The sequence below is a fragment of the Dysgonomonas termitidis genome, from assembly GCF_042654545.1.
Classification (GTDB): Bacteria; Bacteroidota; Bacteroidia; order Bacteroidales; family Dysgonomonadaceae; genus Dysgonomonas; species Dysgonomonas termitidis.
This window is the reverse complement of record NZ_JBHSGN010000072.1, coordinates 16,163-33,458: the sequence shown is the minus strand read 5'-3', so window position 1 is coordinate 33,458 and position 17,296 is coordinate 16,163. Positions and strand designations below refer to the sequence as shown.

11 protein-coding genes and 1 pseudogene are annotated in these 17,296 nt (G+C 43.3%); all 12 read right to left on the bottom strand.

Annotated features, from left to right (window positions below; genetic code table 11):
• Positions 1 to 81: 81 nt before the first annotated feature.
• The 12 genes and pseudogenes from ACFO6W_RS11460 to ACFO6W_RS11405 all read right to left on the bottom strand — a co-directional run bounded on the left by ACFO6W_RS11460 (position 82) and on the right by ACFO6W_RS11405 (position 17,107).
• Positions 82 to 1,071: a hypothetical protein gene (locus tag ACFO6W_RS11460; RefSeq protein ID WP_379996505.1), complete on the bottom strand. Its 990-nt coding sequence runs from the start codon at positions 1,069 to 1,071 to the stop codon at positions 82 to 84.
• A gap of 260 nt (positions 1,072 to 1,331) precedes the next feature.
• Complete coding sequence (locus ACFO6W_RS11455; protein ID WP_379996503.1) at positions 1,332 to 1,967, bottom strand: outer membrane beta-barrel protein; 636 nt, start codon at positions 1,965 to 1,967, stop codon at positions 1,332 to 1,334.
• A 117-nt stretch (positions 1,968 to 2,084) separates the two neighbouring features.
• On the bottom strand, positions 2,085 to 2,486 hold the full coding sequence (locus ACFO6W_RS11450) for a hypothetical protein (protein ID WP_379996500.1): 402 nt from the start codon (positions 2,484 to 2,486) through the stop codon (positions 2,085 to 2,087).
• A 74-nt stretch (positions 2,487 to 2,560) separates the two neighbouring features.
• A complete protein-coding gene (locus tag ACFO6W_RS11445) occupies positions 2,561 to 2,971 on the bottom strand; it encodes a hypothetical protein (protein ID WP_379996497.1) in 411 nt (136 codons plus the stop codon).
• Positions 2,972 to 3,039: 68 nt separating this feature from the next.
• A complete protein-coding gene (locus ACFO6W_RS11440; RefSeq protein ID WP_379996495.1) occupies positions 3,040 to 3,882 on the bottom strand; it encodes a carboxylesterase family protein in 843 nt (280 codons plus the stop codon).
• Entirely contained in the window at positions 3,879 to 5,075 is a 1,197-nt protein-coding gene (locus ACFO6W_RS11435) for a YncE family protein (RefSeq protein ID WP_379996492.1), read from the bottom strand. The genes ACFO6W_RS11440 and ACFO6W_RS11435 overlap by 4 nt, the downstream gene beginning before the upstream one ends.
• Before the next feature lie 170 nt (positions 5,076 to 5,245).
• Entirely contained in the window at positions 5,246 to 5,959 is a 714-nt protein-coding gene (locus ACFO6W_RS11430) for a hypothetical protein (protein ID WP_379996489.1), read from the bottom strand.
• Between the two features lie 230 nt (positions 5,960 to 6,189).
• Complete coding sequence (locus tag ACFO6W_RS11425) at positions 6,190 to 6,363, bottom strand: hypothetical protein (RefSeq protein WP_379996487.1); 174 nt, start codon at positions 6,361 to 6,363, stop codon at positions 6,190 to 6,192.
• Between the two features lie 1,054 nt (positions 6,364 to 7,417).
• Complete coding sequence (locus ACFO6W_RS11420) at positions 7,418 to 8,707, bottom strand: histidine-type phosphatase (protein WP_379996485.1); 1,290 nt, start codon at positions 8,705 to 8,707, stop codon at positions 7,418 to 7,420.
• A 101-nt stretch (positions 8,708 to 8,808) separates the two neighbouring features.
• Positions 8,809 to 10,218 carry a glycoside hydrolase family 28 protein gene (locus ACFO6W_RS11415; RefSeq protein ID WP_379996483.1) on the bottom strand — a complete coding sequence of 470 codons (1,410 nt, stop codon included), beginning with the start codon at positions 10,216 to 10,218 and terminating at the stop codon, positions 8,809 to 8,811.
• 35 nt (positions 10,219 to 10,253) lie between these two features.
• Positions 10,254 to 12,596: a GH92 family glycosyl hydrolase gene (locus tag ACFO6W_RS11410; protein ID WP_379996481.1), complete on the bottom strand. Its 2,343-nt coding sequence runs from the start codon at positions 12,594 to 12,596 to the stop codon at positions 10,254 to 10,256.
• A gap of 335 nt (positions 12,597 to 12,931) precedes the next feature.
• Positions 12,932 to 17,107 (bottom strand): annotated as a pseudogene (locus ACFO6W_RS11405) (two-component regulator propeller domain-containing protein).
• Positions 17,108 to 17,296 lie beyond the last annotated feature (189 nt).

Genomic DNA, 17,296 nt, shown 5'->3' with positions numbered 1-17,296 from the left:
TCGAAGTTCCCGCAGGTTTTAAAATTGCTGCTCGACTTGCATTTGTAGTCGCGTGTACCTGACGTGGGCGTACAACGAAAATCATTCGGCAACAACAGGACGTATAGGCATCGCGATACCAACGTATCCGAAACCTTTTACTACTGCCTTTTTTTTGTAAAATTGGAGAAAGTTTACCATTAATAAATTCTTTTTCTTACTGCTCCAGTAGTCACCAAACGTATTTGCGATGGTATTCTTACCTTTCTGTAAAGCACCTGCAGCAGGCAAGAAAATGATATTTCCTGACGTTTTGTCTGTGAATTTGTACCCATACTGATGATTTTGAATTAGCCATTCACCAGTTACTTTTTCAGTGTCAAGCAAACTTTTCAGTTCGTCTGCTGTTGGAACACGGAAACCGTTTGGGCTGGGATCTTTACCTTCGTCCCATATTTTCGCTGAAGAGCCTCCTGTTGCTACATATCCCCCTTTTCCTGATGGATGAATTGCTTCTTTAATATTCCATTGATAGAACATACCAGGACTCTCAGGAGTTGCCGCAAATGTTCCGGGTTCATCAACATTGCGGGTAGCCCATTTTACACCATTAATCTCAACATATTCATTTGATTGGGCATCTGTCGCTGTTTGCTGTGAAGCGTTTGTTGATTGTAGAGGGTTTGTTTGCTGTTGATTGGGTGCAACAACAGCCTGCTCTTCTTTTTTGAAAAACACATCTTTCTCCCCGTTTGCATAGCAAATTCTAAAAATCTCTGATTTCTTTAATGTGTAAGCTGGTCCGTTCTTATTGCTCCATTTCTTGTACTCAATATCAGTGTCGCCAACTTTTTGCACTGATGCATTAATGTCATCACCGTTTAGCAATGTGATAACATCCGGCTTCGCCACTTGGGACTTCACACTTTGATTTTGAGCCGATACATTTGCCGTTGAAAACAAAAATAACATTGCTGTCAACAACATGAAACACACCCTACTCCTCACGTTTTTCGGATTGACGCGGTTTTTTGAAATGGGTTCTCGCTCCATTGCGCTGTGCGCTACTACTTCTTTGAATTCCTGATACATAAAACTAATTTTAAACAATTTATATTGAGTGAATTGTAATATTTCCGACTTTTGGCAACCACACAAAAAAGGCGAGAGAACTATTATTTAATCAGAGACTCTTAGCAGCCTTTTTCTGTAGATAATAAACAATACCCACGTCCATTATATAACGTGTCCACTGAGGAAGATATATAACAACGACGTGAGCATTTTCTCTTTGCAACTGAAATTGTCAAGATTTCAGACTCTGGTACGTAGTTGTTTTTATTTTTTTTACATCAGAATTTACAGGTAATGCCCGCCGAGATAGCAATAGGAGAATAGCCGTCGCCGAAGAACATTTTCTTCAGTTGGGCGCCGATCGTAACAGTCTCGTTTAGCTTGTAGTCTATGCCCCCGCCCAAATTGATACCAATCTTGGTTCCATCAAGCCACTTTTCTTTAGCACCGTACTCATCCCAGAAATCCTCCATACCCATATCCTCCATGTCTTCCTCCAATATGTCCATATACTTGTCCATCCACTCGTCCAAGTAGTCCCCGGAAATGTTAAGACCCTTCGCTTTACCCTCCACTATTGCTTTCAAATCGGGCTTACCGCCTCCGATTACACCGATGCCTGCCAACGGATAAAGGGTAACTTTCTCACTGACGGGGAACAGATAGTGTCCGTTCACTTCCAGAGTATAGGCACTCTTCACCAGCTCTTCTTTCTTCCCGAAGTAATATGTTCCAGCCACTTCCAGACGAATAGGCTCGGTCACTTGATACTGAAACTTTGCGCCTATACCGAACTTCTTCAAATCACCGGAAAGGGAACTGATGTGTCCGCCTATTTCCTTGTCTCCGACTTCCTGTGCCGAAGCTGCCAGCGCCACGAAAGCGCATACACATAAAAACAAAATCTTTTTCATCTTGATATAAGAATTAAATAATAGGGAAGTCCCGAAAATAAAAGTTATGTTTAGCCGCACCCGTCGGGAGGGACCTCCCGTGAATGTCCCACCGCATGCGGCTATATTTCCGTTGTCCTATTTCTTCGTGAATACGGTGCCGGCCAAAGGTATGCCCATACCCACCTGCACCGTAGTTCTCTCATCAAATGTCAGTTTGTTGCCGCTGACGGTGAAATTAAGCGGTTCGCTGCTTCCCCAATCGAGCAGACCATTCTTGCCGTCATACTCGTAAGTGAAGTCGGCTGGCTGAGTTACATCGGTAATGATGTCATTTGCAGACATCACTACTTTCATCGTAGCGTCCGTTTCGGAAGTGAACTCCAATTGGAGATAAAATAAAGAAGTGCCCGTTTTTACGTAAACATACTGCCAGATGGTTTCAGCAAGGCTACCGCTGTCGTTGTCATCATCTTTCGAGCAAGAGATTGAACTCACGGCAGCCATTGCTATCATCAAAGTACAAAGTGCTTTGCTCAAAAAACTGTGCGCTTTTGCGCGATTGAAATTTAACTTTTGCATATTTCTGAATTTTAATTTAAGTTAGTTATACATTATTGCTTTTTGTAACTATCCCTCGGTCCTCCGTCAGCATCGAAAGTTATCAAATGGGTGTTATCTACCTTGTATTTGCCCATCCACGCTATCATGCCTGACTTATCCGAATATTTAAGTCTTCCTTTTGTTACTGACCATGTGATTGGGTATCCATCAGCACTTCCTTCGCCGTCGCTCCATAGTTGAAGTTGCTGAGGTCCGCGATTATAAGGTTTACGACCATCTTCCATTACAATATTGTAGGCACGTTTCCAGAAACCGACAAGTTTTTCGTCATGGTATTCTTCTATTTCTTTTGTTTCTTGTTGCCTTGCTAAACCCTGTTCGTTGGATTTTTTGCGGGAGTCGCACGAAGCAAAACTCACGATAACCATTGCTATCATTACCGAGCAAAATCTTTTGCTCATAAAACTGTGTGTGTTTGCCCTGCAAACTTGATTTTCCATTTTCCTGATTTTTTGAATTTATTTTGTTTTTAATGTTTTTTTCGCTTCTTTACTGCCTTCTTTACCTCCGGATGCGAGTCGATAACCGTATTTTTTTGCGCCGTTCTGTCAAAATTCCGGTACGCCTCTTTAAGCGCAAGTGCGGCACTAAAGTCACGGCTGACAGTTTTTACCGAGTCGTTTAAGGAATGGGCGAACAGCCATTCGTAGGTTTTTTCCCAGTAAAAAAAACGGGCAAGGCGGGAATGATTTACGCCTTTCAACTGGTCGAAACGCAACAGGGTGGTGTCGCCGCAAGCCTTCATCGCATCTACAACTTTATGCGATTGAGCAACTGTAACCGCGCGGTCTGCCGTGCCGTGAATAATCCACAGGGGAACTTTTGTCAAGCCGCAATAGGAAGACAGCAACGAGCCGCCGCCACACAATGCCATTGCCGCCGCAACTTTTTCGGGATATGTTCCAACGAAATTGATTGTGCCATAGCCGCCTGCGCTCATTCCGACAACATAAACGCGGGCGGTGTCTATCGCGTAACGTGCTGTTGCCCATTCAAGCAAATCCAGGATTTTTGACGGCTGCCACGCGTCTTTCTGTTTTTGCGGCGCGAGTACGAAAGCGTCAATCGGTCTGCCCATTCTGATTGCGTCAACAGTTCCGTAGTGCAAAACCTGCGACAGACTGTTTCCACTCAAACTTTGTCCGTGAAGAAAGATAATGAGCGGTTTTCGGGTTGTTGCAGAATCGCCGTTTGCAGGCTCGTAAAACCAGAAATTGTAACTGCCTTTTACAATGTCGCGGCACGCTGTAAGCGTTTGAGCCCGCGATAAAAAAGGCATAACACAGAATATGGCGATCAAAAGTTTTTTCATACTTTTAATCTGTTATTCTTAATGCTGTATATCATCACGCTGTTGCCGCCGTTGCCGGATTTTCCCTGCGCGGTAACAATCAGCGTTTTGCCGTCTTCGCTAATGTCCATTCCCACCGGATAACTGTCGGCGGCGCATTCGGCAATCACTTTCATATCGGCGGTGCGCACAACTGCAATCTTGCTTTTATTATTTACCGCTGCGAAAACGTATTTTCCGTTAGGACTGACAACAACAGTCCGCGCTCCCTCGCCCACATACACACTTTTCCACGCGGTAAAAAGTTTGCCTGTATTTTTGGCGGCGTGTGTCAGAAAATCGTCAAGCGAGGCTTGCTGAACAAAGCCCGTTTTGTTGATGCTGCAATAAATATAGCCGTGTTTGATAACCAGATGCCGCAGATTCTGTTTCATACCCGCCAACGTGCCAATATATTTTTGTTTGACAGCATCAATTACCGCAATACCGTTTCCACCCATTTTTCCAATCAAAACAAAGTTGTTGTCGGGCGAAAAAACCGTTCCGCGCAGGCAATGCCCGCAATTATTGTCGCGGTCTATTTTCACGGCATCGTTTTCGTCAAATTTAAAGAACAAACGGCGGTCAATGGTAATGTTTTTCAGATACTTCCACGCTTTGGGGTCGCGTGACGAAACGTCTATCAGCGCCATTGTATTGTCGCCCCAGTGCGTTACGGCAATGGTGCGGCTGTCGGGAGAGCAGGCAATCATTTTTGGCAGCGGCGCGGTGGGCATCACGCGCACAATGGTATCGGCATCGGTGTCGATAACGCACAACGCCGAAGGGTCGATAGCATTCTGGTCGTAACTGCGGCGGTAGTAAGTAACCCACAGGTATTTGCCGTTGTGCGAAAAGCAACTTTCCACGGGCTTGCCCGCGAACACGTTCAGGCTGCTTTTTCGTGTTTTAAATTTGTAATCGAAGTAGGCGGTTTCGCTGAAAAGGTGCTGATTCCTGCGGTCAAACATATGGTTGACAACGGCAAGCGGCTTAAAATCGGACAGGCGGTAAACGGAAGTCTGGCAGCCTTCGAGCGAATGTACATAAAACTTGTCTTTCGTGTCAAGGATATTGACCGACTTCGGCGAATTGACAGTCACATCGTAGCGGTCGGCAGGCGATTTTGTCTTCTGCTGACGCTGCTGGAAGCGTTGCACAAGCGTTAAACTCACTTCCGAATTCGCGGGCGTGGAAGTTGTGCCTATCGCGGTCAGTCTGCTTTGAGTGTTTTTCTCGCTTGCTTTTGCTTGTCCGCTGCCTGCAATCAACAAAATTGCGAGCAAAACAGGAATAAAAACCGGAATGTTTCTCATTTAAAGTATTGTGTTTAATGAATTAAAACTTACTCTTTCTTGAACTTAAAAGATTTTTTACTTGTCGCGCCATCGGCAGACCATTCTTGGGTAACATAAAACACATATCCCGAATTTATGTCTTTCACCCTATGGACGATTGCCGACTCGGATTCTGAGACTAATTCCGGCTTTGTCAATGACAGGACGGTGTTCTCGTAATCTTCGATAAAATGTTTCGTGCGTTTTGTATAAGACAGGTCGCCCAAGCAATCCATCAGTTCCTCGCTGATGCCATAAGTATCCTGAAAATACTTTTTATAGTTATCTATTTGCGAAACAAAATAAACAGGACTTCCACCAATATGAAAGATTTTACCATCTCCCACCGTAGACCATCCCCCTGTTGCGAAATATAAGAGTCCATTTTTGAAGTAATAATGATTGTCTTTGCCAATGAAAGTCAAAGTTTTGCCATACTTTTCAGAAATCGCTAATGGATTATCGTAAGGCTCAATAACTACCAAATTCCCTTTTGCTATTTCTTCATCGAAAATTTCGATTGCTCTTTTTGCCAAGCCGTAAGGGTCGGTCGTGTGAGCAAAAGATTGTGGCAAGCCATAATCGTATGTATACTTCTCTATGGCGACTGCCGCCCTGAAATTGTCCTCAAACTCCTGTACGTTTAACTTTTTGCGGGAATCGCACGAGGCAAAACTCGCAATAGCAGTTGCTATCATCAAAAAGCAAAACGCTTTGCTCATAAATCGGTATACTTTGGAGCCAACTGCGTTTTTTGGAATAGTCTCCCGCCCTATTGCGCTGCAAGTTGTTGCACTTGCTGATGTTTTGATAATTGATTTGAACATAATAATATAGTTAAATTATAAATTTCAATATTCCTGCCGTTGCTGTCATATCATTTTGCTTTCAGAAATATTATAATATTAGTTTTTGTCTATAAAATAATATTATATCTTTGTAATCTGCCTATTTAAGAACCATGAGAAGGACTTTTCAAATCCGGTTTTCTACCGGTTATTTCCATGTTTCCCTCCATTAAAAAGTTAATTCCTACTCCTGCGTTTTTCGGCCTGACGCGGTTTTTTGATATAGTCTCCCGCCACACTGTGCTGTGCGCTACTGTTCCTTTGAATTTCTGATTCATAAACTGATTTTTAAATAGTTGACAGTAAGTTAGTTAAAGGTATTCTTGGCTTTTGGTAACCACACAAAAAAGGCGTGGGAACTATCATTTATTACCGAATTGAGGCTCTCGACTGCCCGCTACTTAGTAATAAACAATAGCCCACGCCCATTGTGATATAGCGCACCCCCTTGTATGAGGGAGTAGTATATAACAAAGACGTGAGCGTTCTTGTTTATCATCCCAAGTAGCTGAAATTGTCGAGATTCCAATTCGGGATAATATCTTAAACGCTTCTGTTATCAATATGTCCTTCCGGCAAAACACTGACGCATCAGCCAGCCGGAATTGATGCAAAAATAAGTAAAAAGATTAAATAACAGCAAGATTGGTAAAAAAAATGATAGAAGCAGGGAGATACCGGCAGGGAGATAATACGAAATAATTACTGCGCCCCTATACCATAGGCTATAATTTTTTAGTTTCTATTATTATCTTTTTGGTTGGCTGCAATTTATGCGCAGTTTTTGGCTGTGTATGTGTTTACTGTCGTTTTAATTATCCATATGATGTTTATCTTACTACTGAGTGCGGAGGCAATTTAAGTATGTTTATACCTTAAACTTTTATACGGTAGATGAGCACAATATCTATGAGCAAAAAATAGTCAGGATAAACCACAGCGAGTCGCCGTATAGATTTTATGATGAGTATATAGTTTCGATTATGTTTTTTTAATTTATAAATTCTATAAAATATAGTTTATTATAGATAATATACATGGTATATAATTATTTCAATTATCTTTTTTTATCTCTCGACTATTGCCTGTATAATGATGTTACAGAAAGGAAAAGAAAGGTAGTTTGTAATATCGGAAAAGAAATGTATCTTTACATACTTAATCTTTCCAAGCGAATGTTGTTTTCTGTATTTTTGTTACCCAGTTGTTACTCACTGAATTTAAAAAATAGGCTTATGTGCTCATTATTAATTGACTACAAGAACCATTTACCTTTGTTACCTTTTAGCGGATTAAAAGCTAATTAAGATGGATAACCTCACACCCGTTGCTCTAGTAGTCCGTATCTTCAGAGAGCGGACTATGGGTAGCCGGATGTATTTCGGTTTCGTCCTGTTTTAATTGCTCTTTAAAGAATGCCTTAACTGTCTCCCACGGATAGTAGGGGCCGGTATGGCTCTCTAAAGGTAAATTTACTTCATTTTCATTTAAAAGAAGTTTTACCAGTATCTCATTCTTCTTATTACGGAAGAAGATAAGTTGCAGATTAGCTCCCATAGGAGAAACCCGGTAATCCTGCCAGGCCAGATGGAATTTCTCCATATCGGTTTCCTGATTACTGCATCCTTCTACCTGCATCAGTGTAAGCAGGCGGATGAGGTGCGTATCATGTCCGAAACGAAGATCGGCCGCAGGAGTTCCTTCTTTTATAGCGGTTTCCGCACTTTCCACTATATTGCGTAGTAAAGGTATGGCGCAACGGGGCATCAAACCACCATTAAGCGGAGCACCGGCATTGCAGACATACATGCGGGCATTTACTGTTTTCCAAATCCCGGCTAATTCTTCATACCGGAAGATGTCATAGAAAGTAACATCTATGTCTACATTCTGCATATCGGCTGCAATCCAGTAGATTCCACGCATAAGGGCATCCTGATTTGTTATTGCATCGGGATTTACAAACAGTGAAGCCATCAGGCGTTCCGGACGAACATTTTTCTTCTCAAAATCGCGGAAGTCACGTCTCCATGGGGCTTTTCCAGAAGAAAACTTTTCTCCTTCCGGTGAGGTGTAGGCGATATAATCCATATATCGCTGGTAAGCTCTCCGGTCTACGTGCAATGCAGGGTTCAGTTCTTTCAGATGTTCTGTGAAATAACTCATACTCATGGCACAGCGCAGCGAGGTGGACGAACGGGCGTCAATAAATGCATCTCCACGGAATACCTGAGGGAAATTATGGTACATTCGTCCGGCTATTTCATGTTGCTGGCGTTCGCCCAGAGGGGTGATATTGCCGCTCTTGCCCCGGGCGTCTTCCCATACTTGTTGCAGGCGTTTACGGACATCTATGCCGAGCGGAGTCAATTCGGAACGCTGATAAAGCGAGTCAAAAACGTGCAGGACTTCTATATAACGTTCGTCCGCTGTCATCCAGCGGGAACCATGACGGCCATAATGACTGATGTAGAAAGGTTCGTATCCTTCCGGTGCAGGAGTGTAGACCTCGGGAGGAGCAGGATAAGCGTAATAAATACTTCCGGTTTGTTCCGGCGTCGGTTGAGAGTAGACCGAAAGTCCGCTTAGTAAAAGTATAGTGAATATAATATATTGTCTCATAAGCCTTATCTTAAGGTCGCAGACCTGTTTATTACTTTGGTAAGTGAAAATGCAAGAGTAAGTTATAATTCGATAGCGTACCATTGAATACTGTTTCCTACTTAATTGGTGATTTTTAAATTGCGGACATTCTTTTGCCAGATGCCTTCAGCCGCATGATCCGGGCGAATGTCACCCCACGTAATATTGCAGTCATCAAGTCTGATATCAGATGCCGTATCTATGTAGAAACTGTAAGTCTTATCACGGATGAAGCCTTCACCGTCGCACGGACGCTTGTCGTAGATGCCGCCTTCGTATGCAGTACGTTTCTGTAATAGCAGGTCTACATCCTTGAAATAGATATGATTGACTTTGTCGGGAGTATCCCCGCCTATAAAAATACCGTTCTCACTGGTACATTTGATATTCGAGAAACAGATACGGCTTACTTCTCCGCATCGGCCTTCGGTAGCTCCTTTCGGGAAACGCCAGCCGGCATCTTTGTGATTGCCTATGGCACGCGGGTAAGATGTGATGTAAATCGGTTCGGCTTTTCCCCACCATACATCGGAGAAGAACATGCAGTCCACGATCATATTTGAGAATATCACATTGGTGACGGTTCCTTCGTCGCGGTTCTGGATGCCTATGCCACGGTTGCTGTTCTTGATAATGCAGTTATTGAACAACACATTATTGATCTTATCCATATTCTCCGACCCTATCTTGATGGCGCACGAACGGGAGACCATGGTGCAGTTTGTTACAACAATGTCCTCGCAGGAGCCGTATTCTTCGAACTCCCGCCGGTTTTTCAGGCATATGCAATCATCACCGGACTCGATATGGCAGTTGGCAATGCGTACGTTTTTGGAATGGTCTATATCAATGCCGTCACCGTTGCGTATTTTCAGGTCATTCAGTATCGTGATGCCGTCGATGGAAGCATCGTTGCAGCCGATAAGGTGAACAGTCCAATAGGCACTGTTGCGGATGGTAATATCTCTTATCACGGTTCTCTCCACATTGATGAGAGTCAATACATGTGGGCGGGGATCAAAGTCGGTCACGGGCTTCAATTCATAAGAGTCTTCCAACTCTTTTCCCATAAATGCGACGCCGTTCCCGTCGATCGTGCCGCTTCCGGTAATGGAGACCTCTTTCAGATCTTTCCCGTGTATCCACATCATGCCTTCGCCCCGGTTGTCGCGGAAAGCGCTTTGTGTATATACCGTCTCGTCAGAATTGGCGAGCAGGCGGGAATTGGATTCCAGCCGGAGTTCGACATATGAAGCCAGCTCAAAAGGACTGCACATAAAAGTATGTCCTGCGGGGATAAGTACTGTGCCGCCACCCGATTGGGAACATGCATTAATCGCTGCCTGTATTGCTGCGGCATCATCGGTCTTTCCGTCCCCCTTAGCACCATAATCTATAATGTTATAGGTGCTCTCGCCTGTCTTCTGGCTATTACAGGCACCTAACAGGGAGATGGCGCATAAGGTAAACAAAAGTGCTTTAATTTTCATAAATATAGCTTTTCTGATTAATTACTTGTCTATGGTTAGTCTTTTGCAGCCTCCATCATATCAGGCGGACAATCCTTCGGTTTGGTTCCCCATTCCCGGTTCGGCTCGTTCCCCATAACAAATTCAATAGCTCCGCCATTCATTATATCCTGATGGGTAATGTAATTACGTGTATAAGGTTTTCCGTTCAGCGTTGCCGATTGTATGTAGATGTTCTCTTCGGATGTATCCGGAGCCTTTACAGTAAAGGTCTTTCCATTTTCCAGATGCAGGGTAAGACTGGGGAATGAAGGGCTGGCAAGCATATAATATGGCGTACCGGGGCAGACAGGATAAAATCCCATAGCTGCGAACATGTACCATGCCGACATCTGTCCGGCATCATCATTACCCGAAAGTCCGCCCGGTGTATTCATATATTCCGTTGCCATAATGTGGCGTACGGCACGTTGGGTCTTCCACGGTTCTCCTGCATAGTTAAACATAAAGGCAATCTGATGGCATGGCTCGTTACCGTGCCAATAGCGCTGTTCGCTGAACATGGAATCCAACTTCGCTATATAGTTTGTTTTACCACCCATACACTCCATCAGTCCGTATGGGTCGTGAGGAGCATACCATGTATAGTGACAAGGGGCTCCTTCGGTAATGAACCGGGCAAAGTCGAAAGCATTGTATTCATTCAGGAAAGTGCCGTTGGCATGACGTCCCTGAGCGTATCCGGTGCGGGGATCAATGACGTTCCGGTAATTAGCCGCACGTGATATCAATTCCTGGTAATCTTTCGTTTTGCCCAGAGATTTAGCCATCTGTGCGAGGACAAAATCGTCATAGGCATATTCTAAAGTCCTTGAAGCCTGCTCATTGGTGTGAAAAGCATCCGGCACGGCATCTTCAAGGGGAATGTAACCATATTTGAGATAAGATGTCAGTGCACGGCGTCCCATGCCGTTTCTATATTCATCCGGATCGGAAGGAGTCTCAAAAGCATTCTTTCTCATCCCTTCATATGCCTTTTCAATATCGAAATTGCGGATACCTTTGCTATAAGCGTCGCCGATAGCGGCAATAGAATGGTCGCCTATCATAGCGGCAGTATAGCTGTTCCAGCAGGGAAAGATAGGTAGCCAGCCACCTTGTTCGTATTTATGTACAAGCGATTGCATCATATTTCCGCCTTTGGTAGGAAAGAGGATGTTAATCAGAGGATGTAGTGCACGGTATGTGTCCCACATGCTGTAATCCTCATAGTACGTTTCCCCCCCGGGTAACTGACGTATCGGAAGGCCTTTGGCAAAAGACGGATAACGTCCGTCCACATCGTTAAATGTGCGTGGGAGGAAAGAGGCCCGGTAGAAGGCGCCGTAAAACTGCTCTTTATCCACAAGGTTTTCGGTTTCCACCTGTATTGTGGAAAGATGTTGCTCCCATATCCGGTTTAGCTCTGTCCTTGTCAGGTCAAAGTTCCAATGAGGAATTTCAGCCTCCAGATTACGGATGGCACCTTCCCGGCTGACAAAAGATGAAGCGGCCTTTATCAGGACTTCTTCTCCTTCTTCCACATCAAATTCCGCGTATATGCCTATCTGCTTAGCATTTCCTATTTGTCTGGTATGCGAAAACAAGGAGTCGCCCTTGTATGTCCCATAGCTTGTTATTTTCTTCTTGAACCGGATAATAAAGTGGCCACTGTATCCGGCAGGTTCTCCCCAGCCCTGATAAATGCGGTGAACAGGATTATACCCATAAATCAGGTTGTTGAGCGTATCGATGGAGATGTATCCCTGACCTTCATCGCTGTTAGGATTGACTATCAAATATCCTTTCCCTGCTTTCTTATAAGTAAAACGGTAAATAGCCGAACGGGAACGGGCTGTCATCTCGGTATAAATATTCTCATCGGGTAGGAGAGCGGCATAATAAGACGGGGTCGCTTTCTCTGTCTGGTGGGAAAAACGGGTTGTCCGGGATTCGGGTTGACAGCGCAGAGTCCCGTAAAGAGGCATAAGCGTCATTGAACCATAATCCTGAGTACAGCCGCCTACAATCCAGTGAGAGTTACGGAACCCTTGCAATAATGTGTCTGCATAATAATAAGGAGCTATACATTTCTGTTCTGTATCGCGTGTTTGAGGAGTCCAGAAATTCATGCCATTCGGTTCGAGTACCGCAGGGAGTGTCTGTCCGTATTCCTCCGTATTCTTTCCGAATTTACCCGCTGTATGAGTTGTGCTCGCAGCAGTGCCGACACGGGTATCGATGTATTTTATCCGCGAATCTTCGATAGTATCGCGGTAGCCGCCGAAGCACGACATTATAGACTGTAGCAATATAATAGCAAGCAGTGCGAAACAATATGTGTAAATGGTTTGTCTCATTTGTATCTTATTAATATCCTATTCCGGAAATGACTGGTGAAGTAATTGCTTGTCAAAATTTTTGAATCAGCAATAATTCTGTTTATTGACTGACCGGAAGCAGGAAAAATGAGAAAACAGAACTTGGGCTTCATCTTCATAGTATCCATTATTTAGGGTGATATGCAAAAATAGCGGCTTATCCTCTATGAAAAGAGGAAAATAAGAAAGATTGGGAAGAAAATAGTAAAGTGGAGAATTTACACTTTTCGTTTTAGTCGGTTCAAACTTTATTCATACTCCTATTTAACACAAATAAGAGGTGCATACAGATATGGCGAATAGTAAAAAAACACTTATCTCTTATTAAGTTTAGAACTTGGTAAATATCCGAAAAACTCCTTGAAGCATTTAGTGAAATACTTGGGATCATTGAAGCCTACGGAATAAGCTATTTCGGAGACATTTATATCTCCCGGTCCTTCCTGTAGCATTCTTTGTGCTACATTCAGCCGGTAATTCTTCATAAACTGTCCGATGGGTTGACCTGTCAGATCCTGCATTTTATTGTTTACCAATGTCTTGCTATATCCCATATCACGGACAAAACGTTCCAGATTATATTCCGGCTCTGCATAATTTTCTTTCATCAGATTGACGGCGTTTGCAATGAATGCCTTGTCCCTGGATTCTTCCTGTATGTGCAGTTCCTATACGTTGCTGCTTGCCGAGAACATCATTTTGTACTTATTTCTCAAATTTAAAATGTTACGGATGCGGAGCCGGAGCACTTCCTCGTCAAAAGGCTTACAGAGGTATTCATCTACACCAATTTCAAAACTTCTTTTCTCCTGAAGTTCTGAGTGAACAGCAGTAAGGATGAGAATAGGGATATGCGAGGTCGCCAGATTTTCTTTAATATGGCGTGATAGTTCCATTCCATCCATTACAGGCATCATAAGATCACAGACAATCAGATCAATCGTATGCTTCTGTACAATTTGCAGGGCTTCTTTCCCATCTTCGGCTTCAAACAGACGATAATCACCCTCAAGTAGCATACGGATATACAAACGCATATCCTTATTGTCTTCTACTATAAGAACCGTTTCTTTCTTTGTTCCATCAGCCGGTTGTAATATATTCCGCAGGCGATTGTCTTCCTTAATTTTCATGTCTTCTCCGGCAGTCAGTTCTACATCTCCGGCAGGAATTAATGGCATCAATATGCGGAATGAGGCTCCCTTGTCAGGATTATTACGTGCCCATATTTCTCCGCCATGCAGTTCTACTATTTTCCAGCAAAGGAAAAGCCCGATGCCTGTGCCGCTTTGTCCATAAACAGGGTATTTCAATACTTTTTTGGATTGATAAAAGCGGTCAAATATTTTTTCCATGTCTTCTGTCACAATGCCATGTCCTGTATCGCGTACATTTATATAAAGAGCTTTTTCCCTGTCGTGTCTTTTGACTGATGCCATAAATATGCTGATATGCCCATTGTCCGGTGTAAATTTAATGGCATTCGAAATCAGATTTACCATCACCTTACGCATATATGCTGCATCGATGATCAGGAAAGGATTATCCAGGCGGAAATAGGTCTGTATATCTATATGTCTTTCTTTAGCAAAGACCCTGAAAGGCAGAAGCAATTCGGACAGGAAGTCTACAACGTTCTCCGGACGCCTATCCAATACGACCTTGTCCATTTCCAGTTTTCGGAAGTCCATCAGTTCATTAACCAGCGAGAGCAAATAGCGGGAGTTTCGTTCGGCAATCTGCAATTGCATTTTTACAGTTTCGTTCTTCGTTTCTTTCAGGGCATGTTCGATAGGGCCATGGATAAGCGTGACGGGTGTACGGAACTCGTGGGTAATATTGGTGAAGAAGGATATTTTTTCTTCCGTTATTTCCTTTATGTGTTGTGCCATGGCTTCCAGCTGTTTGTTCTGGACTGCCAGTTCCTGTGTGCGTTGCTTGACTTTACTCTCCAGTCGTACTTTCTGTTCACGGTAAGTACGGATTTTTCTCTTATACAATAAATAGATGAACAGACAGGTTATCCCAATAAGTAGCAGATAGAACCAGCCGGACTTATAGAAATAAGGAGTGATATCAACTTCTATTTCAGTGATCTTATCCGACCAGCGTCCCAATTCATCCGTTGCACGCACCTGCAATGTATAGTTTCCGGAAGGTACGGACGTATATCGTGCCAGATGCTCTCCGGGCTGTGTTTCGTTCCATTCTTCTTCATATCCTTTCAGCCGGTATGCGAATCGGATACGGCTACTGTTCCCATAATCCTGTGTAGTAAAGCCGATGGAGAAGCGATTGTCTTTTTCATGTAGAAAGATTTTAGAAGCAAATGTTATGTTCTTCTCAAGGTAATTACCGCCGGATGGATAAATAGTGTTTCCTCCGATTGCCAGAGATGACAATTTTACTTGTGAATCTGTATGTAATAAAGTTTCACTCTCCGGATGGATGATGACCAGGCCGTCTGTAGTAGCCAGATATATAAAATCATGTATTGCTGAATAATGAATGCCATTCCAATAGAACTGAGTGGCAGGTAATCCGTCGGCTTGCGTGTAATTACTGAATGTCATCGACTGGATTTTCAACCGTGAAATTCCATCATTGGTTGCCAGCCATAAATTTCCCTGTCCGTCTTCTGCCATACCAATGATCGTATTGTTGGGCAGCCCGTGCCTTGTCGTATAATTCTTGAAGATGAAATGATTGTTCTTGTCATTTGTCAATTGATACAATCCGCTTCCATTGCCTCCCAGCCAGATTGTGCCGTTTTTGTCTTCCATTATACTGTTTATCTTTTCCAGTTGTGTCGACTCCGGGCTGTCCAGCTTATACTTCAGGTATTTATAATCGAATCGTTTATTGGATTTGGCAAAAGATGGCAGGTCGACGATAAAGACCCCTTGGGTTGTTCCTATCCACAAACGTTTCTTCCGGTCGATTAAAAGTGCGTGTATAGCCTCAAATTCGTTATCGGACTGATCGAATAATATTCTTGTGAAAGTGTTTTTTCGTTTATCGTAAAAATGTACTCCACGGGTGGACCCAAACCAGATCCCATGATTAATTTTATCTTCACAGGCACTATTAATGAAATCGCCTTCCAATTCAGGTATGATCTCACGGGTATAGCGTTTGAAGGTACGATTATTTCGGATATTCAGGTCCAGACCATTTATTCCGACCCCCCAGGTATATGCCCATAGATAGTTGTCAGAGTCTATCAGGATTCCATTGATCGTATTATTGCTGATGGAGGTGATATCATTAGGTGAAAAAAGATAGTGGGTGCATGCCTTATTTTCCTTACTCCATTTCATCAACCCACGTTCCACCATCCCGATCCAGAGATTACCCTCCTTATCTTCATCCACTGCATTTACAGGAGTAGGAGTATCCATATTGACAGAAGATGTTCCGCATGACCATAACTCGGTATGCAGACGTTTCGGAGAAAGCACATTGACTCCTCCTGTTTCGGTGCCCAGCCAGATTATCTTCCCATCCGTTAGCAGGCAGTTAATCGCATTACAGTTGACCGTAGCGCCGTTTTGTTCACTGGTCTGACGGATGAATGAGAAAGTATCCGTATCTCTGTGATAGACATTCAGCCCGTTAAGAGTAGATACAATAAGATGTTCTTTGTCGGTCAGTTTGATGTCCGTTATATATGCCTGACTCAACATGCCTGAGCGATGAGTAGAGTAACGGTATCTTTTCAGGCTGTGTTCCGTATGATTATACTTGAATACTCCCCGGTTCGAACCTATCCACAGATATTCGCCATCAGCCTGCATGCATGAAATGCGCCAGTCTTCACTAAAAGAGGTCAGACTATCGGATAGGATCTTCGCCTTCAGGAGGTTATCGGGTTGTTTCTCGATGCGGCAGACCTGGTTATCAATCCCTGCACAGATGGCCCAGCCTATATCAAGGATCGCGTGAACAGGCGAAGCGGAAGCGTTCTTCAGGCAATAATAGGTTTTGATATTTCCTTTCTCATCCAATTCTATACACCATAGGTCTTTGTTACCGGAAAACCATAAATTGCCTCGTTTGTCTTTGTATACCGTACTGACATATTCATTTATTAACCGTTGTAACGGGCTGTCCGGGGGTAGATTAAGTTCGAAGGAAGAATAAGTATTGAGGTCAATAATATCAATTCCTCCTTCGGAAGCAATCCAGAGCCGTTTATAATTGTCTTCACATATTTTGTGTACAAAGTCGTTCTTCAAATGTATAGGTGCAGTTTGCATGTCGTAATTCAGAAATTCATAACCATCATACCTTCCTATCCCATGATGTGTAGCAACCCAGATATATCCTTCCGAATCCTTGAAAATATCACTCACGAAGCTATAAGGCAATCCTTTGCTTTCTGTAATGAATTTGAAGTTGTATTGGTCGAAAAAGCGGTCTGTGTTCTGAGAAAAAAGCACCACTACTTGTATCAGCCAAAAGGTGGCCAGTGAGATATGTCGTTTCATGATAATTCCCGTCTTTAGTATCCGTTAGGTGCGATTAGTGCCCGAAAAGGTACGACTTTATTTTTAATATCGGGAACCTCTCCGGATATTCAAAATGTTAACTTCACTATTTTCCTCTTCTTTTGCATCATTTTCCCCCTGCGTCTTCTTTTGTTGACTTAAATTTGCCGTAATTAAAATCTGGAATAC